The organism is Gluconacetobacter liquefaciens (genome assembly GCF_003350405.1).
Lineage (GTDB): Bacteria > Pseudomonadota > Alphaproteobacteria > Acetobacterales > Acetobacteraceae > Gluconacetobacter > Gluconacetobacter liquefaciens.
The window spans coordinates 100,822-123,501 of the sequence record NZ_QQAW01000005.1; the positions used below are offsets into that span (position 1 = coordinate 100,822).

The 22,680-nt window shown below is 68.4% G+C and carries 24 protein-coding genes; 9 read left to right on the plus strand and 15 right to left on the minus strand.

Annotation, left to right across the window (positions count from 1 at the left end; genetic code table 11):
- Positions 1–24: 24 nt before the first annotated feature.
- From ccmI to C7453_RS10285, 7 genes are read right to left on the minus strand one after another with little or no spacing between them, the layout of a single operon-like run.
- A complete protein-coding gene (gene ccmI / locus C7453_RS10255; protein WP_114727642.1) occupies positions 25–744 on the minus strand; it encodes a c-type cytochrome biogenesis protein CcmI in 720 nt (239 codons plus the stop codon).
- Positions 745–760: 16 nt separating this feature from the next.
- On the minus strand, positions 761–1,237 hold the full coding sequence (locus tag C7453_RS10260; RefSeq protein WP_371858473.1) for a cytochrome c-type biogenesis protein: 477 nt from the start codon (positions 1,235–1,237) through the stop codon (positions 761–763).
- Entirely contained in the window at positions 1,234–1,812 is a 579-nt protein-coding gene (locus C7453_RS10265; RefSeq protein ID WP_114727455.1) for a redoxin domain-containing protein, read from the minus strand. Before C7453_RS10265 ends, C7453_RS10260 begins: the two co-directional genes overlap by 4 nt.
- Positions 1,809–3,788 carry a heme lyase CcmF/NrfE family subunit gene (locus tag C7453_RS10270; RefSeq protein ID WP_114727456.1) on the minus strand — a complete coding sequence of 660 codons (1,980 nt, stop codon included), beginning with the start codon at positions 3,786–3,788 and terminating at the stop codon, positions 1,809–1,811. The genes C7453_RS10265 and C7453_RS10270 overlap by 4 nt, the downstream gene beginning before the upstream one ends.
- 6 nt (positions 3,789–3,794) lie before the next feature.
- Positions 3,795–4,325 carry a cytochrome c maturation protein CcmE gene (ccmE, locus tag C7453_RS10275; protein WP_114727457.1) on the minus strand — a complete coding sequence of 177 codons (531 nt, stop codon included), beginning with the start codon at positions 4,323–4,325 and terminating at the stop codon, positions 3,795–3,797.
- On the minus strand, positions 4,322–4,486 hold the full coding sequence (locus C7453_RS10280) for a heme exporter protein CcmD (RefSeq protein ID WP_114727458.1): 165 nt from the start codon (positions 4,484–4,486) through the stop codon (positions 4,322–4,324). Before C7453_RS10280 ends, ccmE begins: the two co-directional genes overlap by 4 nt.
- Positions 4,483–5,301 carry a heme ABC transporter permease gene (locus C7453_RS10285; RefSeq protein WP_114727459.1) on the minus strand — a complete coding sequence of 273 codons (819 nt, stop codon included), beginning with the start codon at positions 5,299–5,301 and terminating at the stop codon, positions 4,483–4,485. Before C7453_RS10285 ends, C7453_RS10280 begins: the two co-directional genes overlap by 4 nt.
- 183 nt (positions 5,302–5,484) lie before the next feature.
- Between C7453_RS10285 and C7453_RS10290 the strand changes: the two genes are divergently transcribed.
- Together C7453_RS10290 and C7453_RS10295 are read left to right on the plus strand one after the other, a co-directional pair.
- On the plus strand, positions 5,485–5,778 hold the full coding sequence (locus C7453_RS10290; protein ID WP_114727460.1) for a YciI family protein: 294 nt from the start codon (positions 5,485–5,487) through the stop codon (positions 5,776–5,778).
- 3 nt (positions 5,779–5,781) lie between these two features.
- Complete coding sequence (locus C7453_RS10295; RefSeq protein ID WP_114727461.1) at positions 5,782–6,198, plus strand: EVE domain-containing protein; 417 nt, start codon at positions 5,782–5,784, stop codon at positions 6,196–6,198.
- 46 nt (positions 6,199–6,244) lie between these two features.
- Here the strand turns inward: C7453_RS10295 and C7453_RS10300 are convergent, their stop codons facing one another.
- On the minus strand, positions 6,245–6,781 hold the full coding sequence (locus tag C7453_RS10300) for a hypothetical protein (protein ID WP_174787944.1): 537 nt from the start codon (positions 6,779–6,781) through the stop codon (positions 6,245–6,247).
- Between the two features lie 232 nt (positions 6,782–7,013).
- Between C7453_RS10300 and C7453_RS10305 the strand changes: the two genes are divergently transcribed.
- Positions 7,014–7,910, plus strand: coding sequence for an EcsC family protein (locus tag C7453_RS10305; RefSeq protein ID WP_114727462.1), 897 nt, complete (start codon positions 7,014–7,016; stop codon positions 7,908–7,910).
- A gap of 30 nt (positions 7,911–7,940) precedes the next feature.
- Here the strand turns inward: C7453_RS10305 and C7453_RS10310 are convergent, their stop codons facing one another.
- The 3 genes from C7453_RS10310 to ptsP are packed head-to-tail and all read right to left on the minus strand — an operon-like array spanning position 7,941 to position 13,164.
- Positions 7,941–9,662 carry a PTS fructose transporter subunit IIC gene (locus C7453_RS10310; protein WP_114727463.1) on the minus strand — a complete coding sequence of 574 codons (1,722 nt, stop codon included), beginning with the start codon at positions 9,660–9,662 and terminating at the stop codon, positions 7,941–7,943.
- The gene (gene pfkB, locus C7453_RS10315; protein ID WP_114727464.1) at positions 9,659–10,627 is read right to left on the minus strand and encodes a 1-phosphofructokinase; all 969 of its coding nucleotides are present in this window, start codon (positions 10,625–10,627) and stop codon (positions 9,659–9,661) included. Before pfkB ends, C7453_RS10310 begins: the two co-directional genes overlap by 4 nt.
- Complete coding sequence (gene ptsP / locus C7453_RS10320) at positions 10,627–13,164, minus strand: phosphoenolpyruvate--protein phosphotransferase (RefSeq protein ID WP_114727465.1); 2,538 nt, start codon at positions 13,162–13,164, stop codon at positions 10,627–10,629. Before ptsP ends, pfkB begins: the two co-directional genes overlap by 1 nt.
- Before the next feature lie 152 nt (positions 13,165–13,316).
- Between ptsP and C7453_RS10325 the strand changes: the two genes are divergently transcribed.
- Together C7453_RS10325 and C7453_RS10330 are read left to right on the plus strand one after the other, a co-directional pair.
- Positions 13,317–14,297 (plus strand): LacI family DNA-binding transcriptional regulator, encoded by a 981-nt coding sequence (locus C7453_RS10325; protein WP_114727466.1) that lies wholly within the window; start codon positions 13,317–13,319, stop codon positions 14,295–14,297.
- A gap of 56 nt (positions 14,298–14,353) precedes the next feature.
- Positions 14,354–15,205 carry a shikimate 5-dehydrogenase gene (locus tag C7453_RS10330; protein ID WP_114727467.1) on the plus strand — a complete coding sequence of 284 codons (852 nt, stop codon included), beginning with the start codon at positions 14,354–14,356 and terminating at the stop codon, positions 15,203–15,205.
- Between the two features lie 20 nt (positions 15,206–15,225).
- On the opposite strand, the gene C7453_RS18950 is transcribed toward C7453_RS10330, so the two are convergent.
- Together C7453_RS18950 and C7453_RS10335 are read right to left on the minus strand one after the other, a co-directional pair.
- Positions 15,226–15,390, minus strand: a complete 165-nt coding sequence (locus C7453_RS18950; protein WP_170143193.1) for a hypothetical protein — start codon at positions 15,388–15,390, stop codon at positions 15,226–15,228.
- A gap of 5 nt (positions 15,391–15,395) precedes the next feature.
- Positions 15,396–16,370, minus strand: coding sequence for a 2-hydroxyacid dehydrogenase (locus C7453_RS10335; protein WP_114727468.1), 975 nt, complete (start codon positions 16,368–16,370; stop codon positions 15,396–15,398).
- Between the two features lie 105 nt (positions 16,371–16,475).
- Between C7453_RS10335 and aat the strand changes: the two genes are divergently transcribed.
- The 4 genes from aat to C7453_RS10355 all read left to right on the plus strand — a co-directional run bounded on the left by aat (position 16,476) and on the right by C7453_RS10355 (position 18,989).
- A complete protein-coding gene (aat, locus tag C7453_RS10340; protein ID WP_114727469.1) occupies positions 16,476–17,180 on the plus strand; it encodes a leucyl/phenylalanyl-tRNA--protein transferase in 705 nt (234 codons plus the stop codon).
- 45 nt (positions 17,181–17,225) lie between these two features.
- The gene (locus tag C7453_RS10345) at positions 17,226–17,900 is read left to right on the plus strand and encodes a DUF4412 domain-containing protein (RefSeq protein WP_114727470.1); all 675 of its coding nucleotides are present in this window, start codon (positions 17,226–17,228) and stop codon (positions 17,898–17,900) included.
- Positions 17,897–18,487, plus strand: coding sequence for a hypothetical protein (locus C7453_RS10350; protein WP_114727471.1), 591 nt, complete (start codon positions 17,897–17,899; stop codon positions 18,485–18,487). Before C7453_RS10345 ends, C7453_RS10350 begins: the two co-directional genes overlap by 4 nt.
- 133 nt (positions 18,488–18,620) lie before the next feature.
- Positions 18,621–18,989 (plus strand): hypothetical protein, encoded by a 369-nt coding sequence (locus C7453_RS10355; RefSeq protein ID WP_114727472.1) that lies wholly within the window; start codon positions 18,621–18,623, stop codon positions 18,987–18,989.
- Between the two features lie 6 nt (positions 18,990–18,995).
- Here C7453_RS10355 and C7453_RS10360 read toward each other — a convergent pair whose 3' ends face one another.
- A complete protein-coding gene (locus C7453_RS10360) occupies positions 18,996–19,475 on the minus strand; it encodes a peroxiredoxin (RefSeq protein ID WP_114727473.1) in 480 nt (159 codons plus the stop codon).
- A gap of 53 nt (positions 19,476–19,528) precedes the next feature.
- On the minus strand, positions 19,529–22,627 hold the full coding sequence (locus tag C7453_RS10365) for a bifunctional [glutamine synthetase] adenylyltransferase/[glutamine synthetase]-adenylyl-L-tyrosine phosphorylase (protein ID WP_114727474.1): 3,099 nt from the start codon (positions 22,625–22,627) through the stop codon (positions 19,529–19,531).
- Between the last annotated feature and the right edge of the window lie 53 nt (positions 22,628–22,680).

The window sequence follows — 22,680 nt, forward strand, 5'->3', positions numbered from 1 at the left end:
AGGGCCTTCAGGTCGCCGTTGTGTCTATTGATGCTCGGACTCGGCGATCCGCTGCTGGGCGGCCATGCGCCACGGCGCGTCGGCCGGCGCGGCATCGAGCGCGCGGCGGAATAAGGCGGCGCTTTCCGGCGTCACCCGGCCGTCGGCCAGGGTCTGGGCCTCGGCGGCGCGGGCGGCGATTTCGGGGATGAACTGGATCGCGGTGGCCTGGCGCCATGCCTCCGCCGCAGCCGCGTAATGGTTGCGCGCGGCCTCGGCCTGGCCCAGCAGCAGGAAGCCCCGGAAGCGATTGGGGTCGTCAGGCGACATCCGGCCCAGTCCGGCGCGCAATTCCGCCAGCAGCCCGTCATCGCGCTTGTCCTGCGCCTTCTGCGCCAGCAGGCGCGGACCGAGGGGCTGCGCGGGCAATGACGGATGGCCACACAGCAGATACAGCCCCGTCGCGCTGACGGGCAGCAGCAGCAGGCACACCAGCACGACCGGGGTGGTGATGGCGCGGCCGAGACCCCGCGTCGGTGCGGCGTCCGACGCCAGCAGCCGGCGCTGGATTTCCAGGCGCGCCCCTTCATGTTCGCTGTCGGCGATCAGGCCGCATTCCCGGTCGCGGTCCAGTTCGACGAGTTGCGCACGCAGCAGGACGAGGGCTGATTCGCGTTCGTCCCGCAGGCGGGTGGTGCGGCGGAAGGCCAGGAAAGAAGGCAGCAGCACAACGGCGCTGAGCAGGAAAATGCCAATCCAGATCATCATTATCTCAGCGCGGTCAGGTCAGGTCGGTCAGGCGCGTGCGTTCGTCGTCGCTCAGCGGCGCGGGGCCGGAGCCGCGCGCACGGCGGAAGGACAGGAAGGCGACAAGACCGCCGACCAGCAGGGCAAGAACCGGCATCACCCATAGCAGGATCGTACCGGCGGTCAGCGGTGGGCTCAGGCGGATGAAATTGCCGTAGCGGCCGACCATCCAGTCCATGATCTGGCGGTCGGATTCCCCCTTGGCGACGTGCTCGCGCACCACATGGCGCAGGTCGCGCGCTAGCCCGGCGCTGCTGTCCTCGATCGATTCGTTCTGGCAGACCAGGCAGCGCAACTGCGACCCGATGGCCTGGGCGCGGGCTTCCTGATGGGCGTCGGGCAGCATTTCCGACGGATCGTCCACCGCGACGGCGGCCAGTGGCGAGAGGCTGATCGCCACCGTCAGTACAGTCGCCAGCACGAAGGCCAGCCGACGCATCGCAGCCTTCATGTCCGCAGGCTCGCGGCCAGAGGCAGCAGGATGTCGTGCATGGTCGCCTCGTCCAGCGCAGCGGCGGAATGCCATCTTATGACGCCACCCGGCCCGATCAGGAACGATTCCGGCACCCCGGACACGCCCCAGTCGATTGCGGTCATGCCCGACAGGTCGCTGGCGATGCGGGCATAGGGATTGCCCGCGCGGCGCACGAAACCCTGCGCGTCGGCCGGCTTGTCCTTGTAGGCGATGCCCCAGATCGGCAGCCGGTCCTTCAGCGCGTTGAGCTGCGGCATCTCGGCGACGCAGGGAATGCACCAGGAGGCGAAGAAATTGACCAGCACCGGCACCTTCAGCGCCCGCAGATCGACGGCACCGAAACCTTGGCCGGGCGACTGGTCGGGCAGGGTGAAGTCCGGCACCGGCCGGTTCAGCGCCGGGGCCTTGATGTCATGCGGGTCGAACGAGCCCTGGCGCATGCCCGACAGCATCTGCCAGAACGCGATCCCGGCGCCGCCCGCAACCACCAGCGGCGCCGCCATCAGCAGGCGCCGGCGCGTGAGGTCCGGCTGGGCTGTCTTGTCGCTCATGACGTCGCCACCAGCCCGGCGGTCGCGGCCCGGCGCGGCGCGCCCACGCGCATGCGCCGGTCGGACAGCGAGAGCACGCCGCCCAGCGCCATGATCAACCCGCCCAGCCACATCCATGGCGCCAGCGGATTGTAATGCAGGCGCAGCACGTAGGTCGTCTCCCCGCCGTTCTCGTGCCGGTCGCCCAGCACGCCATAAAGGTCGGACATCAGGTTGGTATGAATCGCCACCTCCGTCGTCGTCTGGCTCTGGCTGGCGAAGGTGCGCTTGGCCGGGTGCAGCACCGTGACCAGTTGCCCGTCATGCCGGACCTCGATCGTGGCGATCAGCGCCGTGTAGTTCGGGCCGGGCGCCGCGCGCACCTCGGTCAGCGTCCACGCATCGCCGGCCAGCATTTCGGTCTGGCCGACATGGACCTCCACGATCCGATGCTGGGCCTGCGACATCGCGGCCAGACCCAGCACGCTGACACCGACGCCGGCATGGGCCAGCGCCGCCCCCAGCGCCGCGCGCGGCAGCATGCGGGCACGCTGCCAGCTTGCCCCGACGGGAATGCGGAACAGGCGGATGCGCTCGGCGATATCGGCGATGCTGCTGGCAATGACCCAGACGGCGCATGTGGCAGCCAGGAGCGGCAGCACGTCACGCACCCGCCATGCCATGAGGGCGAAAGCCACCATCGTCAGGGCGCCGGCCCACCACAGCCGACGCAGCACCGGCCAGAGTTGCGCGCGCTTCCACGGCATCATCGGGCCAAGCCCCATGAAGACCATCAGCGGGATCGCCATCGGTGCCGCCGTGGCATCGAAGAACGGCTTGCCGACCGAAATCGTCTTGCCGAACAGCAGCGACATGAAGGGCGGATACATCGTGCCCGTCAGCACCACCGCGCAGATCGAGCACAGCAGGATGTTGTTCAGCACCAGCAGCCCTTCGCGCGACACCGGGGCGAACACGCCGCCGGCCGTGAGCGAAGGCGCGCGGATGGCGAACAGCAGCAGCGATCCGCCGATCACCAGCCCCAGCAGGCCCAGGATGAAGATGCCGCGTGCCGGGTCATTGGCGAAGGCATGGACGGAATTGAGAATGCCCGAGCGCACCAGGAAGGTGCCGGAGAGCGAGAAGGAAAAGGTGCCGATCGCCAGCAGCACGGTCCAGATCTTCAGCGCCTCGCGCTTTTCCACGACGATGGCGGAATGGACCAGCGCCGTGCCCGTCAGCCACGGGATCAGCGAGGCGTTCTCCACCGGGTCCCAGAACCAGTAGCCGCCCCATCCCAGCACGTAATACGACCACCACGACCCCAGCGCGATGCCGCAGGTCAGGAAGCACCAGGCCGCGACCGCCCAGGGGCGCACCCAGCGACCCCAGGAGGCATCGACGCGGCCTTCGATCAGCGCCGCGACGGCGAAGGCGAAAGGCACCGCGAAGCCGACATAGCCGGTGTAGAGAATGGGCGGATGGAAGGCGAGGCCCGGGTCCTGCAACAGCGGGTTCATGCCCTGGCCGTCCATCGGCGCCGGCCACACCCGGTCGAACGGGTTGGAGGTGGTGAGGCAGAAAAGCTGGAAGCCCGCCGACACCCCGCCCAGCACGGCGATCACCCGGGCACGCAGGGCCGAGGGCAGGTCGCGGCCGAACAGCGCCACGGCCCCGCCGCACAGGCCCAGGATCAGCGCCCACAGCAGGACCGACCCCTCGTGATTGCCCCAGACGCCGGTGATCTTATACAGCAGCGGCTTGGCCACCGCGCTGTTGGCCGCGACGTTCTGGACCGAGAAATCGTCCTGGATGGCCGAATGGACCAGACAGGCGAAGGAATAGAGCAGCGCCAGAAGCTGCCCGATGGCCAGTGCGGGGGCCAGCGCCATCAGGCGCGGATCGCGCCGCTGTGCGCCGACCATCGGCAGCACCGCCTGCCCGGCGGCCAGGCAGCAGGCCAGCGCGAGGGCGAAATTTCCCAGTTCCGGGGTCATGTTCAGTCAGCTTCCATGCTGCGGCGCAGCTTTGTCCTGGCTCGTGGCGGTCTTGGTCATGCTGTTCCAGCTCGCGGCGTCGGGCGGCTTGCCGTAGCGCGGGTCCCATTTGCCGCTGCGGCGCAGGGCCTCGGCGACTTCCTTGGGCATGTAGGTTTCGTCATGCTTGGCCAGCACTTCGCTGGCCCGGAACGACCCGTCGGCCAGCACGCTGCCGATCGCCACCACGCTCTGCCCCTCGCGGAACAGGTCGGGCAGGATGCCTTCGTAATGCACGGTCACGGCATCCTGGCCGTCCGTCACGTCGAACTGGTTGGTCGGCGTGTCGCCGTTCTTCTGCTGCCGCACCGATCCGGCCACCACCATGCCGCCCAGCCGGATGGTGCGGTCGGCGGCCGGCGGATGGGCATGGACCTGCGATGGCGCCATGAAGAAGACGATGTTGGAGGAAAACGCGCTCAAGGTCAGCGCGGTGGCGGTGCCCAGCCCGATCAGGCATCCGCCGACCAGCCACAGGCGGCGACTCTTGCGGGTCATGGCGCGGACACTCCGCCGGCGCGCTCGGCACGGGACGGACGCTCGATCGCGGCAAGCCGCGCGCGGGCACGGCGCAGGCGCAGCGCCGCACCGGTGCCGAGGATCACGGCCAGCCCGATGGTCATGCCATAAGCGGCGACGATATAGGGCAGGTGGGTCATGCGACGGCTCCGCTCAGGTCGGGGCCGGAATCCTGGGCATCGTCCTGGGTCTCCGTGCGGCCCCGGCGCATGGCCAGCGCCGTGCGGACCCGGCTCTCCATCACGGCGGCGCGCAGGCGTGCGACGAGAATGGCGGCGAAGCCGAACGTGAAGCCGATGGTGCAGACCAGCAGCGGCCACAGCATGTCGGTCGACATGGTGGGGGCTGCGGTCAGCGTGATGCTGTCGGGCTGGTGCAGGGTGTTCCACCACTGAACGCTGAACTTGATGATCGGCAGATCCACCGCCCCGGCCAGGCCCAGGATCGCGGCGGCGCGATAGCCGCGCTGCGGTTCGTCGAAGGCGCGGATCAGCGCGATGTGGCCCAGATAGAGAAAGAACAGCACCAGCACCGACGTCAGCCGCGCGTCCCACACCCACCAGGTGCCCCACATCGGCTTGCCCCACAGCGAACCGGTGGCGAGGCAGATCGCGGTGACCGAGGCCCCGACCGGCCCGATCTCCACCGCCGCCAGATCGGCCAGCGGATGGCGCCACACCAGCGACAGCAGCGAACAGACCGCCAGCCCCATATAGCCCGACGATGCCAGCCATGCGGCCGGCACATGGACGTACATGATCCGCACGCTGTCCCCCTGCTGCCAGTCGGCGGGCGAGAGGAACAGGCCCCAGACGATGCCGGCGACCGACAGCCCGATGGCGGGCCAGGTCAGCCAGGGTTGCAGGCGCGCGCCCAGCCGGAGAAACCGCCCCGGATTGGCGTAGCGGTGGAAGAAGGTGCCCGTGCGTGCGGCAAGGCTCGGTGTTGCGTTCAAGACGGTCTCGTACTCCCCACGCGCGGGGGGCTCCTGTCTGTCTGTGCGTCCGTCTGGCGACGGCGGGGGCGTTTCGCTTTCCGTTCCTACACGAACATGCGAAGAAAGGCACGGCCCGCGCCGGAACCATGGAGCGTTGTTCACATCTCGGCCCGGCCCGCGATTTCCGGAGGGAGATTTTCCATGCTGTTCGCCATTATCTGCACCGACAAGCCAGGGGCGCTGGAAACGCGCCTCGCCACGCGGCCGCAGCATCTGGCCTATCTCCAGGCCTATCAGGACAGAATTATCCAGGGTGGTCCGCTGATGGGCGCCGACGGGCGGCCCTGCGGCAGCATGCTGCTGATCGACGTGGCGGATCGCGCGACGGCCGAAGGCTTCGCCGCCAGTGACCCGTATGCCAAGGCCGACGTGTTCGAAAGCGTGGTGATCCGCCCCTTCCGCCCGGTCTTCCGCGACGGCGCGCTGGTGGAATAGCGGATGGCATACTGGCTTGTGAAATCCGAACCCGACGCCTTTTCGTGGGACCAGCAGGTGGCCAACGGCGTCGAGCCCTGGACGGGCGTGCGCAATCATCAGGCCAAGCGCAACCTGATGGCGATGGCGAAGGGCGACCGCGCCTTCTTCTATCATTCGAATATCGGCCGCGAGATCGTGGGCGTGGTCGAGATCGTGCGCGAAGCCTACCCCGACCCCACGGCCACCGATGGTGGCTGGGTCTGCGTCGATGTCCGCGCGGTAGGGCCGATGCCGCACCCGGTCACCCTTGCGGCGATCAAGGCCGATGCCGACCTCGCCGACCTGGCGCTGGTCCGTCAGTCGCGCCTCTCGGTCGTGCCGGTGTCCGATACGCATTGGGCGCATCTGTGCCGCATGGGGGGCTGGGCAGGGGATTAAGTCTGCTTTCCGGGCTTTTCTGCGTTCTCGGCTGGTTGGCGGGCCGTCATGGCTCGCCGGCCGCGCCCTCCGCACCGATGGCCTGGATGCCGCGACCCGGCTGGCCCGCATAGGTCGAATAGGTAAAGGATGCGTTATAGGCTGGCTGCACCGGGGCGTTGAACTTCACCGGCACGTCGAAGACGCTGAAATGCGACGGGACGTCGTTGGAATTGCGCGGCGTCTGACGGGCCTCGATCGATGGCAGGCCGGGGCCGTGGAGGGCAGCGATCTCCGGGCTGAAGGTCCGGGCGGTCACGTCCTCGTCCTCTACCACCTGATAGCCGTCGGGCGGTGGCGGGGGCGGGGGATTGTCCGGATCGACAGTCGGATTGTGGCGGCTATCGACCGGCTCCAGCGACGCGGCAACCGGCGCATTCAGGCTGCCGGTCGCGGGCGCCGACGTGGCGTGGTGCGGTGCGGCCTCGGCGCCCGGTGTGGTTGCCAGCAAGCTCCAGCCCGCCACGAGGGCCATGCCGGTGCAGGAAAGCAGGCTGAGGCGCATTGGCCACATGGCGGGCCGTGTGGCCTTCTTCGCATCCATAGGGGTTCTCCTTGCGTTCGGACTGTACCTGGGCTGTGACCGGTTCGTCCTCTCCCGGCATGGACATGGCGGCCCTGCGTCACGAACCATATACGGCGTGACGGCTGATTTGCGAGAGGGGTAATATGCTTGATAAAGCGACGCCCGCCGTTACCGGTGGGGCATCATCTATTGGCCGTCGTTCCGCCCATCCGGGCGAGCGGGGGCGCATGATCGGCAGGAGGGTTGGGGAATGACCATTCAAACCGGGGGCGAGATCGCTCCAATGGTCCTGGACGCCCCGGCGATCGCCGAACTGCAGCGGGCGCTGGAAAAGGTCGAATCGGGCCGCGGCGTGCTGGTGCGGCTGGCGGACCTGATGGGCGGGGCCGTGGGTCAGGCGGCGCTGCTGGGCATGCGTGGCCTTGGCATGGCGCCCACCATGCAGGCCAAGCTCAAGGGAATCGCCGAGACCGCTATTTCACGCGCTTTTGATGTCGCAATCGTCGGCATGACGCCTCTCAAGGGTGAGCAGGTGGTCCCCGACTCGTCATCGCCGGCGTCCGCCGCTCTTTCTTCTTCGGTGTCCGTTGCCTCGGCGCCTCTCGCCACGCCCGCTTGGCGGGGGCCGGCCCTGCAGGCTGCGGTGACGGTCTCGGGTGCTGTCGGCGGCTTTGCCGGCCTGGCCGGCCTGCTGCCCGATATCACCTTCACCACCATGGCCATCATGCGTGAGATCGCACGCATTGCCCGCGAGGAAGGCGAGGATCTTTCCTCCCAGGATGCCAGGCGCGCCTGTCTGGAAGTGTTCGCGCTGCGCGCCTTCCCGGTCGGGGCCTCGGACGACGAGAGCGAACTGGGCTATTTCTCGGCGCGGGCCATGCTGCGCGGGCGGCCGGTGGTGATGCTGGTGTCCGAGGTGGCGTCCCATTACGGGTTGGGCCTGTCGCGCAAGCTGGCGGTGCAGATGATGCCGGTCGCGGGCGCCCTGTGCGGGGCGTCGCTCAACGTGGCGTTCCTGGCGCATTATCGCGCCCTGGCCCGCGCCCATTTCACCATCCGGCGCCTGGAGCGCGAGCATGGGCCGGAAGTGCGGCGCACTGCCGAATCTCTGCGCGCCACCATGACGGGCGCCAGCCAGCCATTCTGACCGGCCGGCGCCCCGTAGACCCGGCCGGCGTCAGGCCAGCGCTTCGCCTTTTGCGGGCGGGCGCATCAGCAGGCCGATCAGCACGGCACTGACGACCGTGCCGGCCAGCAGCGCCACCACATAGGCGCCCAGGTGCGTGACGGCGCCAGGAATGGGCAGCACGAAGACGCCGCCATGCGGCACCTTCAGTTCCACGCCCGAGACCATGGTGATCGCGCCGGCGGTGGCCGATCCCGCCATCAGGGCAGGGATCATCCGTAAAGGGTCACGGGCGGCGAAGGGAATGGCGCCTTCGGTAATGAAGGCCAGCCCCAGCACCGCCGCCGTGGCGCCGGCCTCGCGTTCCTCGGTCGTGAAGCGCGCGCGGAACAGCCGTGTCGCCAGCGCCGCCGCCAGGGGCGGTACCATCCCGGCCACCATCGTCGCCGCCATGGGCGTATAGACCGCACTCGCAATCAATCCGACCGAGAAGGCATAGCCGGCCTTGTTCACCGGGCCGCCCATGTCGAAGGCCGACATCGCCCCCAGGATCAACCCCAGCAGCAGCGCGCTGGAGCCCTGCATGCCGCGCAGCCAGTCGGTGAGAAAGGCCATCAGTGCGGCGACCGGGCCGCCGATCGCATAGACCGTCAGCAGGCCGGTGATCAGCGTGCCCAGCAGCGGCAGGATCAGGATGGGCTTCAACCCTTGCAGGGTACGCGGCAGGCGGATCAGCCGGTTGAGCCCCTCCACCGCGTAACCCGCGATGAATCCGGCCGCGATGCCGCCGAGAAAACCGGCATCGACATTGGCGGCGAGCAGCCCGCCGATCATGCCCGGCGCCAGCCCCGGTCGATCGGCCACCGAAAAGGCGATGTAGCCCGCCAGCGCCGGCACCATCAGCGCGAAGGCGGCTTTGGAGCCGATGGTGAACAGGGTATGGGCCAGCGTTCCGGCCGAGGCTGCATCGCTGGCATGGATACCGCCCAGTGCGAAGGCTAGCGCGATCAGCAGGCCGCCGGACACGACGAAAGGCAGCATGAACGATACGCCGGTCATCAGGTGCTTGTAGGGGCCGGCCCGTTCACCTTTGCCGGCCGGCCGGGATGCGGAAGATCCACCGTCGGCCACGGGCTGCACCGTCGCCTCGGCCAGAGCCTTGCTTATGACGGCGGCACCGCCGGTAATGGCCGGCTTGGCTCCGGTGACGTAGACGCGCTTGCCGCCGAAGCGGCTGCGATCCACCTCCCGGTCGGCTGCGATCAGCACCAGATCGGCCTCGGCGATTTCCGCATCGGTCAACGGGTTGCCGGCTCCGACCGAGCCCTGGGTTTCGACGCGCAGCGTGTAGCCCAACTGGCGCGCAGCCTCCTGCAAGCCTTCGGCCGCCATGAACGTATGGGCGATGCCGGTCGGGCAGGATGTCACGGCGACGATGCGCGGCACGCGGGTTTTCGGTGATGCGGTGCCGCGCGTATCATCCAGCGCCGCAAGGGCCCGGCCCGGATCGGCCAGCACGGCTTCCAGCGTCAGGTGACGGTCAGCCCGCGCGGCCAGCGCGTCATCGGTCGGGGCATTGGTGCCGACCAGCAGCAGCACGTCTTCCTTGCCCGGCGCGCCGTCGGGCAGGGGATTGAGGATTCCCTGCGTGGTGCGGATCTCGATATCCAGCGTGCGGCCGGTTTCGCGCCCCGCGCGACGCAGCGCCTCGCCGGCGAGAACGCCCGTCACGCTCTCTTCGCCGGCCTGGATCACGGCCAGGATGTGTTTCATGTCGTCTCTCCCGCCCCGCCGGCTTCTGCGCGTCCGGCTGATGCGATCGTCACCTGTCCCATCAGGGTCCGGATCGTGTCCCGATCCGGAAGATTCGGGCCCGCGAGGCCCAGTTTGCCGACCGCGAAGGCGGTGGACAGGCGTGCGATCTCCTCCAGCTCCGCTGCTTCGGACAGGGCGGCGACCAGTCCTGCAACCATGGCATCGCCCGCACCGACCGTGCTGGTCACGCCTTCGGCCCGTAACCGTGCGGTCAGGGCACCTGAATGGGACAGGAACAGCGCACCCTGTGCTCCCATCGAGACCACGACCAGTTCCACGCCTTTCGCGGCCAGCCGGGCCGCGATGCGCAGCGCATCCTCCGCCGTTTCCACGGGTTCGCCCGCCCAGTCCGCCAGTTCCCGCAGGTTCGGCTTGATGATGTTGGGTAAGGTCTTGCCCTGGAGCGCCAGCAGCAGCGGCAGGCCGCTGGTGTCCAGCAGCACGCGCGCGCCCCTGCCGCGCAGCCGGGCGATCAGTTCGGCATAGAGGCCGGGCGGGCATCCCGGCGGCAGGCTGCCCGAGAGCACGATCAGGCTGTCGCTGCCGGCGAAGGCCTCCACCTGCTCGATCTGTTTTTCCAGGGCAGGCGCATCGACGGCGGCCCCCCCCATATTGATGTCGGTGGTGTCCTGGTCATCCACGATCTTGAGATTGACGCGGGTGGCACCGGGAATACGCAGGAAACGGTCGGCGATCGTCTTTTCCGCGCACAGCGCCTCGAACAGCGCGGCATTCTCGCTGCCCAGCAGCCCGAACGCGGTGACAGGGATGCCCCAGTCGGCCAGGCAACTGGCGACGTTCACGCCCTTGCCGCCCGCATTCTGCCGCACGGCACGCGCGCGATGCACTTCGCCGGGGATCAGATGATCGACCGTGATGGTCTGGTCGATCGCCGGGTTGAAGGTGACGGTGGCTACGCGCATCACACGTCCTTTCCATCGGGCGCGCCATCCAGCGCGCGCACTGCATCGGGTGTTCCGGCTTCCAGCGCCCGCGCGGCGAGGGTGCGCAGGGTGGCGAGGTCGGTGCCGCGAATCCGCGCCTTCACGGCGGGAATGTCGCGCGGCGTCATCGACAGTTCATCGACGCCCAGCCCGGTCAGCAGGGCCGCACCGAACGGATCGCCCGCCAGCCCGCCGCATACGCCCACCCAGCGGCCATGGCGCCGTGCACCCGCCACCGTCTGCGCGATCAGGTTCAGCACGGCGGGGTGCAGGCTGTCGGCCTCGCTGGCCAGCTCCGGATTCTGCCGGTCGATGGCCAGCGTGTATTGCGTCAGGTCGTTGGTGCCGATCGAGAAGAAATCGGCATGTTCGGCCAGGATATGGGCCTGCACTGCCGCCGCCGGCACTTCGACCATGATGCCGACCGGCACGACCGGCGCGTCCAGTTCCACACGGATGGCCTCGCACCGCTGCCGCAGCGCGAGCAACTCGGGCACCGACGTGATCATCGGGAACATGATCAGCAATTCCCCGCCCGCCTTCGCCGCCCGATAGAGCGCGCGCAATTGCGGGTCGAGCAGGTCCGGCCGGCGCAACAGCAGCCGCGCGCCGCGCACGCCCAGGAATGGATTGTCCTCGTGGGGCAGGTCCAGATGCGGCACTTGCTTGTCGCCGCCGATATCGAGCGTGCGCACGATCAGCGGGCGATCGCCCAGTGCCGCGATCATCTCGCGATAGACGGCGTATTGCTCCTCCTCGCTCGGCGTCTCCCCGCGTTCGAGGAACAGGAACTCGGTCCGCATCAGGCCCACGCCCTCGGCCCCCTGCGACAGGCAGAACGCCACCTGGTCGGGCCGGTTGACGTTGGCGCCGATCGCCACGCGATGGCCGTCCGTCGTCTCGGCCGGGTTGGCGCGCTTCTCTTCCTCCGCCGCGCGCAGGCGGGCACGTTCTGCCAGCCATGCGCGGGCCGAATCCAGGTCGGCCGCGCTCGGGTCCAGCCAGACGCGCCCGGTATCGCCATCGACGATCGCCGTGGCGCCAGGGGGCAGGGCCAGCAATCCGGGGCCGCCGGCTACCACCGAGGGCAGGCCCAGCGTGCGCGCCAGGATTGCACTGTGCGATGTCGGGCCGCCCAGCGCGGTCGCAATGCCAGCCACGCGACTGATATCCAGCGTCGCGGTGTCGGAGGGCGACAGGTCGCCGGCCACCAGAATGCAGGGTTCCTCCGGCAGGTCGTCAAGCGTGCCGGTGCCCAGATCGGGGTCGATCTGCGCCAGCACCCGGCGCCCGACATCGCGCAGGTCCGCCGCCCGCGCGGCCAGCACCGGGTTGCCGAGCGAAGACAGCTTCGCCGCCATCTGTTCCACGGCCTGATGCCAGGACCATGCGACGCCATGCCCCTCGACCATGATCTGGCAGGTCAGCGTGATCAGGTCGGTATCGTCCAGCAGTCCCGCCTGCGCGATGAAGATGGCCGCGTCTCCGGCCCCCAGACGGCGTGTCGTGTCGTCGATCAGCCCCGCCATCTGCGCGCGTGTGCGCACCAGCGCGCCATTGAGCAGCGCGCCGCCGGCCACCAGGTCCACGGGTTCGTCCGGAACGTCCGCTTCGGCAGCGGCAAGGATATGGATCTTGCCGATGGCCAGACCAGGGCTGGCCGCGACGCCCGAGATCAGGCGCGGGGTGCTGCCGGCCGGCGTCCAGCCTTTCAGCGGCCCCTTGCGGGCTGCCGCCTCCGCCTTTTCGGCGGCGCGTGCGGCATCGGCCTTTTCCTGCACGGTCAGGCGGGTAACGACACCGTGGAACCGTTCCAGCGCCGCACGCGCATTGGCGCCGGCGGCCGAGATCACGATGGTATCCCCGGCCTTCAGGCCCAGTTGCAGCAGGGCGACCAGACTGCGCGGATCGGCGGCTTCCCCGCCATGCCGCACCCGCAGCGGGCTGCCGGCGCTCTTCGCGGTTTCGGACCATGTGGACGCCGGGCGCGCGTGCAGACCGGCCGGATAATCGACAATCCATTCGATGCGCTCGGGATAATCCTCCGCCGTGCCGGAGGCGGCGGGGGCCGGTGCTTCGTCGCGCAGGGCGGCGGCAATCACCTCCGGGTCGCGCGTGGCGATCAATTCGCGCAGGCGGGCCTCGTTCTGGATCAGGCGCGTCAGGCGCCGCAGGATCGCAATATGGCTGTCGGACCCGGCGGCGATGCCGACCACCAGATGCGCGACCTGTCCGGGATTCCATTCGATGCCATCGACGAATTGCAGCACCACGATGCCGTCGCTGCGCACCAGCCCCTTGTCCTCGCCGGTGCCGTGCGGAATGGCGACGCCGGAGCCGAGATAGGTGTTGGCCACCTGTTCGCGCCGGATCATGCTGTCCTCGTAACCGGGGACCACGCAGCCAGCGGCCACGAGCAATTGCCCGGCCTGCCGAATGGCATCCTCCTTGTCCGCCGCGCGGGCATCAATCCGGATCAGGGTTTCGACCGCAGGGCCGATAGGGGTGGGGAGCATGCGGCGCGCCTCTCCATTCTTGTTTTTCGGGTAGAGAAAACGTTCTCTCCACCTATTGTCAATAGACAGGTATAGGAGAAGGATGCCATTGGCAGAGCATCTTCCCGTGTAGGCCATTTTCGCATGGTATGTGGAGAGAGAACGATTTCTCGATGAGCGTCGGAATCAAGGATGTTGCGCGGGTGGCGGCGGTCTCTCCGGCCACGGTTTCGCGCGTGCTGGCCGGTCGCGCGGTCGACCCGGCGATGCGCGACCGGGTGGTCGCGGCGGTGCGCGAGACGGGCTACCGGCCCAATCTCGCGGCCCGGCGCCTGCGTTCGCGCCACTCCAACACCATCGGCCTGATCGTCGCCGATATCCGCAACCCGTTCTTCACCGCCGTGGCCCGGATGGTCGAAGGCATCGCCTACGAGCACGGCCTGCGCGTCATCTTCAGCAATACCGACGAGGACGCGGCGAAGGAGGCGATGTATCTGCAATTGATGCAGGAGGAGCGCGTCACTGGCGTCATCCTTGCCCCCACACGCCATGGCGTGGACAACATCGCCCAGTACCAGAGCGATTTTCCGATCGTCCTCATCGACCGAGCGGCGTCGGACGGCGCATGCGACAGCGTGGTGCTCGATAACGGCGCCATGGCGGCACGGCTCGTCGCCCACCTTCACGCATGCGGGCACCGCCGCATCACCGGCCTGTTCGGCACCGCCACCGTCACCGGCAATGAGCGCTGCGCCGGCTACGAGCGCGCCATGGCCGATTTCGGCCTGTCGGCGCATGCCGTGCGGGTGCCGCATGAGCGTGCGGAGGCCGAGCGAATCGTCACCGATCTGCTCGCCGATGAATCGCGGCGGCCGGGTGCGCTGATCGTCAGCAACGGCGTGATGCTGCTGAGCGTGCTGCGGGCCATCAATGCGCTGGGGCTGACGATCCCCAAGGATATCGCGATTACGAGCTTCGACAACGAGCCCTGGATGGAGTTCGTCGGCGGCGGGTTGAGCGTGATCGAGCAGCCGGTCGAGGAAATCGGGCGCGTCGCGGTGACGATGCTACTCGACCGGCTGGACCACGCCGATCAGGTCACGCGTCGGGTCGTGCTGGCAGGGCGATTCATCGCCAGGGGATCAGCCGGATGACGCGTGGCGCGCCAGCCTCGGCAAGCCCCCATCCAAAAAAACAGGAGAAGATGGACATGAAACCGCCGATTGGTCGCGATACGAAATTGTGCATGTCGCTGTCGGGCCGGCCCGGCAATGCGGGGTCGCGGTTGCATAACCGGCTCTATGAACTGCTGGACCTCGATTATATCTACAAATCATTCAGCACCACCGATCTGCCGGCGGCGATCGGCGGCGTCCGCGCGCTCGGCATCCGGGGCTGCGCGATTTCCATGCCGTTCAAGGAAGCCGTGATCCCGCTGATCGACGGGTTGGAGCCGTCGGCCCGGGCGATCGAGAGCGTCAATACCATCGTCAACGAAGGCGGTGTGCTGGTCGGCCACAATACCGATTACATCGCGGCGCGGAGCCTGCTGGCCCGGCGAGAGATCGACCCGGCGACTCCCTTCCTGCTGCGCGGCAGCGGCGGCATGGCCCGCGCGGTGGTGGCGGCCCTGCGCGACAGCGGTTTCACCGACGGCACGATCGTGGCCCGCAATGAAGAGGCAGGGCGGACGCTGGCCGACGAATACGGCTATCGCTGGCGCCCGGACATGCCCGACCAAGGGGTGCCCCTGCTGGTCAACGTCACGCCGCTGGGGATGGAAGGACCGGACAGCACGGCGCTGGCCTTCCCCGAAACGCTGATCGAGGCCTGCGCCATCGCGTTCGATGTCGTCGCCCAGCCACCGGAGACGCCATTTCTGCGTGCGGCCCGCGCACACGGAAAAACCGTCATTTCCGGTGCCGAAGTCATCGTGCTTCAGGCCATCGAACAGTTCGTGCTCTACACTGGCATCCGCCCAGCACCGGCGCAGATCCGCGAGGCGGTCCTGTTCGCCCACGGCGCCGCCACGGCCGATGCTCTGGCGCTGTCAGCGGACTGAAGCCGGGACTCGGGAGATTTTCAGGGCCGGACAGCCATTTTTGTCGCCGCAATTACGGCGCCCAGAAGATAGAAGCCGATGAGGGTATGGGCCATGCCGGCGTAATGCGGCATGGCCAGTTCCAGGGCGATGGCCGCGGCGCAGCCCGCGAGGCAGGAGAGGAAGAAGGTCTGGCCAGCCTGCATGGTCATTATCCCGCGACGGGGGTCAGGGCCGGGCGGCCGGCAAGGACCGCATCGACATTATCCAGCGCCAGCATGCACATGTCGGTGCGGGTTTCCACCGTGGCACTGCCCACATGTGGCGTCAGGAACAGGTTGGGCAGGGCCAGCAGGCGCGGGTCGGGGTTCGGTTCGTTGCGGCAGACATCCAGCCCGGCACCGGCGAGTTGCCCGTCCTTCAGGGCCGCGATCAGCGCGTCTTCATCCACCAGGCTGCCGCGTGCGGCGTTGACGAAGATGGCGCCGCGCGGCAGCAGGCCGAACAGTTCGGCCGTCATCACCGGCTTGCCGTCCTTGCTGCCCGGCATATGCAGGCTCAATACGTCGCAATGCGGCAGCATCTCGCGCGGATCGGCAAAATAGGTGGCACCCTCTTCCTGGTCCGGCGCCAGACGGCGGCGGTTGGAATAGAGAACCTTCATCTCGAAGCCCCGCGCCCGTCGGGCGAGTGCCCGGCCGATGCGCCCCATGCCGATAATGCCCAGCGTCTTGCCGGTCACGCGGGTGCCCAGCATTTCGTCCAGCCCCAGGGACCGACCCCAGCCCGAGTCGACCAGCGCGAGATATTCTTTCGCCCGGCGTGACGCGGCCAGGATCAGCAGCATCGCCATGTCGGCATTGCAGTCGGTCAGCACATCGGGCGTGTTGGTCAGGGTGATGCCGCGCGCAAGGATCGCGGGAATGTCCAGATGGTCGGTGCCGACGCTGATGGTGGCGATCACGCGCACGCTGTCGGGCAGGGCGGCGACTGTGGCGGCAGAGACTGGCGTGCTGCTGGTCACCACCACGGCATCGGGGCGGAATGCCTGGGCCTGGGCAACCAGTTCGTCTTCCGTCAGCTTGTGGTCCGGGGCGGGGGGCGTGTCATAGTCCTGCGCGATGCGGGCGTCGGCGGCGGCCAGCAGGTGCTGGGAAACGATCAGGCGGGGGCGTATCCGGGACATTGGTCGACCTCTTTTTCGTGGGTGCCGCGCAGCCGGCGTCCATTACAATTTCGACCGATTGCCGGTGTGTGTCCAGCCGCTTGGCACGGCACGAGGGAAAATGCGATGGGCGAGGGCATGGACATCACCCCCGAGATCATGATCCAGGCCTATTCGATCGGCCTGTTTCCAATGGCGCCCGATGCCCGGTCGGCGCGGCTGGAATGGTACGATCCGGCATTGCGGGGGATCATGCCGCTCGACGGGTTTCATGCGCCGCGCCGGCTGCTGCGTACCGTGTTGTCCGACCGGTTCGAGATCGTCTCCGACCGCGATTTCGAGGCAACGATCCGCGCCTGCGCCGCCCCGGCGCCGGGGCGGGAGGACACATGGATCAACGAGCGGATCGTCCGCCTGTTCTGCGACCTGCACGCGCAGGGCCACGCCCATAGCGTGGAAAGCTGGTGTGACGGGCACCTGGTGGGCGGTCTCTACGGGGTCGCGATCGGTGGTGCGTTCTTCGGCGAGAGCATGTTCAGCCGTGCCCGCGATGCGTCCAAGGTGGCACTGGTCTCGCTGGTCGCGCGGCTGCGGTGCGGGGGCTTCACGTTGCTCGACACCCAGTTCGGCACCGAGCATCTGGCGCAGTTCGGCGGGATCGAAATTCCCTCGTGGCGTTACAAGAAGGACCTGGCGACCGCATTGCGCCTGCCGGCCCGTTGGCCGGATGAAGCATCGCCCCTGGAGCGCGATGCGATCCGTCATGAAATTATCGCCATGCGGGGCGGAAGCGACGCAGGCGCAATTTCGTCCGACGACGGAAGCGGATAGGGTCGTCGGGCATTACTCGGAATAAGCAGGAAGGAATTCAGGACCATGATCCATCCGACAGGGGCGCGCGCGGGCCTGGCTGGCGCGCTGGCGGTGAGCCTGATGACGGCCATCGCGGTTCAGCCCGCTCGGGCGCAGAGCGATGGGGACCATCCGCCGCTGGCCCCCGCGCGCGACGTGCAGGTACAATATGCCGTGCAGCCCGACGGCGCGCCGGCCCCCAAGACGATCGAGGCCTGGTTCACCGCCAATGGCGGCATGATGCGCATCGACAGCCCCGAGGCCATGGGCTCGACCATCCTCAACCGCACCACGCGGCAGGTCACGATCGTACTGAACAAACAGAAGGTCTATACGCAGTTCGACGCCCATAACGGCATCCGCAACCCGTTCCTGCTCGATCTGTCGATGCAGTTCACCCGCAAGGGCAAGGCGCAGGTCGCGGGCGTGCCCTGTACCGAATGGGCCGTGGTGTCGGGGCGGGGCACGGCGACCGCCTGCGTCACCGATGACGGCGTGATCCTGCGCGAGGACGGGGTGGATGGCGACGGCATGAAGGGCCGGCTGGAAGCGACGCGCGTCACTTATGCTCCTCTTCCGACCAGCACGTTCCAGCCGCCCGAGGGCTATCAGATGGTCACGCGCCATCGGGTCGCGCCCTCGCACGCGGTGGGCAGCGGCCAGCCCGTCACCGGTGGGGCGGCGCAGTCCGGCCAATGAGGGAGGACGTGCGCCGTCTGGCGCTGGCTGGTCTGGTCCTGGTTCTGGCCCAGCCTGCCGGATCGGCGGTATGCGCGGCTGAAGATGCGCCGTTCGTCACGCCGCAGCAGGATGTCGATATACGCTACGCGCTGGCGTCGCCCGATCCGTCGATTCCGTTGCAGCACCAGCGCATGCGCTGGTCGGCCGCCACCCGTCGGCAGCGTGTCGACCCCGAAGGGTCGGCCACATACATGATCACCGATTATCGGGCGGGCAGCCTGACGGTGATCGACCAGGCCCGCCATGCCCGCACGGTCATTCCGGCCCCCGGTACGGCCCTGTCGGAGCCGGGGCAGCGGGCAGCGGGCAACTGGGCACGCGGCGAGACCATGCTGGTGGCCGGCGAGAGCTGCACCGTCTGGCATACGCATGACAGCGACGGCCGGGTCAGCGATGTCTGCTACAGCGAAGGTGGCGACATGTTGCAGGTCATGCAGGGCGACCAGATCGTGGTGCGTGCCGAGCAGGTCACCCATGATGCCCAGCCGGACACGATTTTTGCCGTGCCGACGGGACTGAAGGTCGTCCAGGCGGCCCATCCCTGAAACGTCGCTTTCCGTCCCCTTCACTTCATGACGGAAATGGGGCGAAACCTGCCCGTAAATCGCCATGAGGGCATGGTGTGTTTCTTTTCATGCAGGATGGTTCGGTTCCTGCACGGAAAGAAAGGGTACGGCCATGCATAAACTGGCTCGGCTTCTGCTGGTGGTTCCGGTGATGGCGGCGGGGCTTGCCGCCGCGGCCCCGGCGGCCCACGCGCAATGGCGCGGTCATGGATATGGCGGTCCCGGCCCAGGCCCTGGCTGGCACGGTGGCGGCTGGCATGGGGGCTATTATGGTCGTGGTCCAGGCTGGGGTGGTCGAGGCTATTATGGTCGCGGTCCCGGCATGGGCGGCGCCTTTGTCGGCGGCCTCATCGGCGGGGCGTTGATCGGCGCGGCCGGAACGGTGATTGCGGAACAGGCTTATGCGCCGCCCCCTCCGCCGCCGCCACCGCCCCCGCCGGTCTATGTGCAGCCGTACGGTTACGCCTATCCGGCCTATTGACCGGTATCAGAGTTCGGACGCCGCCTTCATCACTTCGGCAACATGGCCGGGCACCTTGACGTTCCGCCACACGCGGGCGACCCGGCCTGAGCCGTCGATCAGGAAGGTGGCCCGTTCGATGCCCATATATTTGCGGCCATACAGCGTCTTCTCGACCCAGACGCCATAGGCTTCGGTCACCGTGCCGATGGCGTCAGAGGCCAGCGGAAAGGCGAGGTTCTGCTTGGTGGCGAAATTGTCGATCGCCTTCATGGAGTCCCGCGATACGCCAATGACGGGGATGCCGGTGCTGCCCAGCGCGCCCAGTGCCTCCTGGAACCCGCATGCCTCGGTGGTGCAGCCTGGCGTGCTGGCCTTGGGGTAGAAATACAGGATGAACGGCTTGCCCCGCATGGCCGCCAGGCTGACATGCCGCCCCTTGCTGGCCTGCATATCGAAATCCGGCACCGGGGCGCCGATGGCGGGGAAAATCGGGGTCTCGGTCATGGATTGGGTCTCCGTTCGGCCCCGTTCGGGGCGATCTGCCATGGGCGGTTATTCTATTTTGATAGGTTTGCCGGTGTCCGCAAGCGCTCCCCCGGCTCCTCGACCGGGCCGACCAGTGTCGCGAACAGGGCGCGCACCGATCGGGCGAGGTCGTCCATCAGACCCAACGCCTCGTCCATCGACGCCACGCCGATTTCGCGCAGCAGGATATCGCTGGTGGCGGCGGGTATGGTGGCGGGGTCGGTCGGGGGGCGGGTGCCGAACAGGATACGCAGCATGCTCTGTACCGATCGCCACAGCCGGTCCGCCCGCAGCAGCACGCTTTCCGCGGCTGGGGCCAGATCGCCATGGCGCGCCAGCAGACGCAGCGCCTCCCGCGTGCAGGGCGAGCGCGCCTCGGCGGTACCGGCGACCAGTTGCAGCGTCTGCGCGATGAATTCCACATCCATCAGGCCGCCGGGCCGGCGCCGAATATCCCACGGTCCTTCGGGTGGCAATTCGCGCGCGATCCGTGCACGCATCGCGCTGGCATCGTCCAGAATCGCCTGGCGCGCGGCGGGCGCGCGGGTGCCATCCAGCGCGGTGCCGATTGCGGCGCGCATGGCGCGGACCAGCGGCGGCGCGCCGGCGACCACCCGCGCGCGGGTCAGGGCCATGCGCTCCCACGTCCAGGCGCTTTCCGCATGGTAGCGACGGAAGGAGTCCAGCGACAGCGCCACCGGCCCCTTGGAGCCGGAAGGACGCAGGCGCATGTCCACCTCATAGAGCGGGCCTTCCGGTCCCGGCGCGGTCAGTGCGGCGATGAAGGCATGGGCCAGCCGGACGAAATACTGCCCTACGGGCAGCGGGCGCGGTGGCAACCCGCCCCCCTGGGCGGCACTCCGCGACGGGACCACACTTTCGGTCACGTCCGCCGGATGGTCATAGATCAGCATCAGGTCCAGGTCCGAGCCGGGCATCATCTCGCGCGACCCGGCCTTGCCCAGTGCCACCACCACCATCGCCCCGCCGGGGATGCGCCCATAGCGTTCGCGATGCTCGGCGGTGACCGTGCGCAGCAGGCCACGAATCACCGCGTCAGCCATGTCGGTGCGGGCCCGGCTGGCGCTGTCCACGTCCATGCGGTGCTCCAGCCGGGCGCTGGAGAGGCGGAATTCCTCGCCACGCACCAGCGTACGCAGCACGGGCAGAAGCTGCTCAGTGGAGGTCGCCGCCGCCACATGCTGGCGCACGAGCTGGGCGGGCGGCAGGTCGGCGATGCGTGCGTCGGTCTCGTCGTCGCCGATGCCGCCCAGCAGCCCTTCCAGCGCCGCCGGGGTTTCCGCCAGATGGTCGGCCAGGAAGGCCGAGCCGTCGAGAATGGTGGCAATGCGCCCGATCAGCGCCGGATTGCGCTCCAGCAGCGAGAGAAACTGCACCCCGGCCCATTGGCGGGAGAGCATGGCGTCGAACCGGCGCAGGCAGGTCAACGGCTCGCGACGCTGGCCGAAGCTGGAGAGAAGGGCCGGCATCAGGCGGCGCAGCAGGCTGCGCGCGCGGTCCGAGCGCAGGGCACGCAGGCGATTGCCGCTCCATCGGCCCAGCAGGGCCAGCGCATCGGGAATGTCGGCCTCCGCGAAGCCGGCGCTGTGCAGATGCTCCGCCATGTCCTCGGCCTCGGGGTCGATCGAGGCTTCGGCGCCTTCGGGCTCGGCGAACTGGCGTTCGAAGATCCGGCGCGATTCCTGCATGATCGGCAGCATCATGGCCGCCAGGGCGCGACCGCTCTCCTCCTGCATGAAGATCGCGTAGATATTGAAGGTCTCGCGCGTCGCGGGCAGGCTGTGGGTCTGGTGGTCGGCCTGCATCTGCAACCGATGTTCGGCGCGGCGCAGCATACGATAGGTGCGGGCCAGGCTTTCGCCCTGCGGGCGGGGCAGAATGCCGGCGCGCACCAGCCGCCGCAACGCACCCAGCGTCGTGGGGTCGCGCAGTTCGGGCTCCCGCCCGCCCCAGACCAGTTGCAGCGCCTGGGCGACGAACTCCACTTCGCGGATACCGCCCTGGCCCAGTTTCAGGTTGTGGCCCAGCAGCCAGTCGCGGGCCAGTCCCGGATCATGCACCGTACGGTCGGTCAGGCGCGACAGGCCGGTATGGCCGGCATTGCGGTGGCGGTCGATGCGCGCCTTCATGTCGTGCAGGTCGTCGATCACCGCGAAATCGAGGTGCCGTCGCCAGACGAAGGGGTGGATCGCGCGCAGGAAGCGGCGGCCGGCACTGATGTCGCCGGCGACCGGGCGGGCCTTGGTCATCGCCGCCCGTTCCCAGGTCTGGCCCATGCTTTCGTAATAGGCGATGGCGGCGGGAAACGAGATTGCCGGCGGCGTCGCCGAGGGGTCCGGGCGCAGGCGCAGGTCGGTGCGGAAGACGTAGCCATCGGCATCGCGCGCTTCCATCAGGCTCACAAGATCGCTAGTCATGCGGATGAATATCCGGCGCAAATCCTCGTGGCCCGGATGGCAATCGGGATCGTACAGCACGATCAGGTCGATATCCGAGGAGTAGTTCAGTTCCCGCGCACCCAGCTTCCCCATCGCCAGCACGACGAATCCGCTGCCCCGGCTCGGATAGTTCGGGTCCGGCAGAACCAGTTGTCCGCTATCATGCGCCGTCCGCAGCAGATGTCTGACCGCTGCTTCCAGCGCGCCTTCGGCCAGTCGGCTGAGGGCGAGGGTCACCTGCTCCAGCGTCCACAGGTTGCCGATATCGGCCAATGCGATGGCCAGCGCGGCCTGACGCTTGGCGGCGCGCAGGGTGGTGGCGATTGTGGCGTGGCTGTCGCGCGGGGTCAGCGCCGCCATGCTGTCCAATGCCGCCGCCATGCCCGCATCCGGCCCCTCGGCCAGCAGACGGGCGAACGGCACGGCGTCGCGCCGGATCAACCCGGCCAGATAGGGGCTGTTGCCGCCTACCGCAGCCAGCATTGCCGACACCCCTTCGGCTTGCAGCAGGTCCGGGTCCAGTGCGTGTTCCTGCCACAGTTCGTCCAGATCCTCGCGCAGCAGGGCGGCGCCACGCGGGTCGGCAGGGGCGGGCCAGGCGCGGCTGGTCCAGGTGGCCGGGCCGCAGGCGGGCGGCATCTGCGTAGCGCGGGCGGTGCGATGTCGGGGCATGGATCGTCCTGGTCCGGACCCCGCGCCTTAGCACGCCGGGGTCGCGGCGCACC

What these genes read in the sequence shown, in the direction of transcription:
- C7453_RS10325 (WP_114727466.1), top strand. Translation starts at nt 13,317, where the DNA reads ATGAGCGTCGGAATCAAGGATGTTGCGCGGGTGGCGGCGGTCTCTCCG.
- C7453_RS10265 (WP_114727455.1), bottom strand. Translation starts at nt 1,812, where the DNA reads ATGAGCGACAAGACAGCCCAGCCGGACCTCACGCGCCGGCGCCTGCTG.
- C7453_RS10260 (WP_371858473.1), bottom strand. Translation starts at nt 1,237, where the DNA reads ATGAAGGCTGCGATGCGTCGGCTGGCCTTCGTGCTGGCGACTGTACTG.
- C7453_RS10330 (WP_114727467.1), top strand. Translation starts at nt 14,354, where the DNA reads ATGAAACCGCCGATTGGTCGCGATACGAAATTGTGCATGTCGCTGTCG.
- ccmI (WP_114727642.1), bottom strand. Translation starts at nt 744, where the DNA reads ATGATCTGGATTGGCATTTTCCTGCTCAGCGCCGTTGTGCTGCTGCCT.
- pfkB (WP_114727464.1), bottom strand. Translation starts at nt 10,627, where the DNA reads ATGCGCGTAGCCACCGTCACCTTCAACCCGGCGATCGACCAGACCATC.
- C7453_RS10360 (WP_114727473.1), bottom strand. Translation starts at nt 19,475, where the DNA reads ATGACCGAGACCCCGATTTTCCCCGCCATCGGCGCCCCGGTGCCGGAT.
- C7453_RS10335 (WP_114727468.1), bottom strand. Translation starts at nt 16,370, where the DNA reads ATGTCCCGGATACGCCCCCGCCTGATCGTTTCCCAGCACCTGCTGGCC.
- C7453_RS18950 (WP_170143193.1), bottom strand. Translation starts at nt 15,390, where the DNA reads ATGCAGGCTGGCCAGACCTTCTTCCTCTCCTGCCTCGCGGGCTGCGCC.
- C7453_RS10270 (WP_114727456.1), bottom strand. Translation starts at nt 3,788, where the DNA reads ATGACCCCGGAACTGGGAAATTTCGCCCTCGCGCTGGCCTGCTGCCTG.
- aat (WP_114727469.1), top strand. Translation starts at nt 16,476, where the DNA reads ATGGGCGAGGGCATGGACATCACCCCCGAGATCATGATCCAGGCCTAT.
- C7453_RS10305 (WP_114727462.1), top strand. Translation starts at nt 7,014, where the DNA reads ATGACCATTCAAACCGGGGGCGAGATCGCTCCAATGGTCCTGGACGCC.
- C7453_RS10310 (WP_114727463.1), bottom strand. Translation starts at nt 9,662, where the DNA reads ATGAAACACATCCTGGCCGTGATCCAGGCCGGCGAAGAGAGCGTGACG.
- ccmE (WP_114727457.1), bottom strand. Translation starts at nt 4,325, where the DNA reads ATGACCCGCAAGAGTCGCCGCCTGTGGCTGGTCGGCGGATGCCTGATC.
- C7453_RS10290 (WP_114727460.1), top strand. Translation starts at nt 5,485, where the DNA reads ATGCTGTTCGCCATTATCTGCACCGACAAGCCAGGGGCGCTGGAAACG.
- ptsP (WP_114727465.1), bottom strand. Translation starts at nt 13,164, where the DNA reads ATGCTCCCCACCCCTATCGGCCCTGCGGTCGAAACCCTGATCCGGATT.
- C7453_RS10280 (WP_114727458.1), bottom strand. Translation starts at nt 4,486, where the DNA reads ATGACCCACCTGCCCTATATCGTCGCCGCTTATGGCATGACCATCGGG.
- C7453_RS10365 (WP_114727474.1), bottom strand. Translation starts at nt 22,627, where the DNA reads ATGCCCCGACATCGCACCGCCCGCGCTACGCAGATGCCGCCCGCCTGC.
- C7453_RS10355 (WP_114727472.1), top strand. Translation starts at nt 18,621, where the DNA reads ATGCATAAACTGGCTCGGCTTCTGCTGGTGGTTCCGGTGATGGCGGCG.
- C7453_RS10350 (WP_114727471.1), top strand. Translation starts at nt 17,897, where the DNA reads ATGAGGGAGGACGTGCGCCGTCTGGCGCTGGCTGGTCTGGTCCTGGTT.
- C7453_RS10295 (WP_114727461.1), top strand. Translation starts at nt 5,782, where the DNA reads ATGGCATACTGGCTTGTGAAATCCGAACCCGACGCCTTTTCGTGGGAC.
- C7453_RS10300 (WP_174787944.1), bottom strand. Translation starts at nt 6,781, where the DNA reads ATGGATGCGAAGAAGGCCACACGGCCCGCCATGTGGCCAATGCGCCTC.
- C7453_RS10345 (WP_114727470.1), top strand. Translation starts at nt 17,226, where the DNA reads ATGATCCATCCGACAGGGGCGCGCGCGGGCCTGGCTGGCGCGCTGGCG.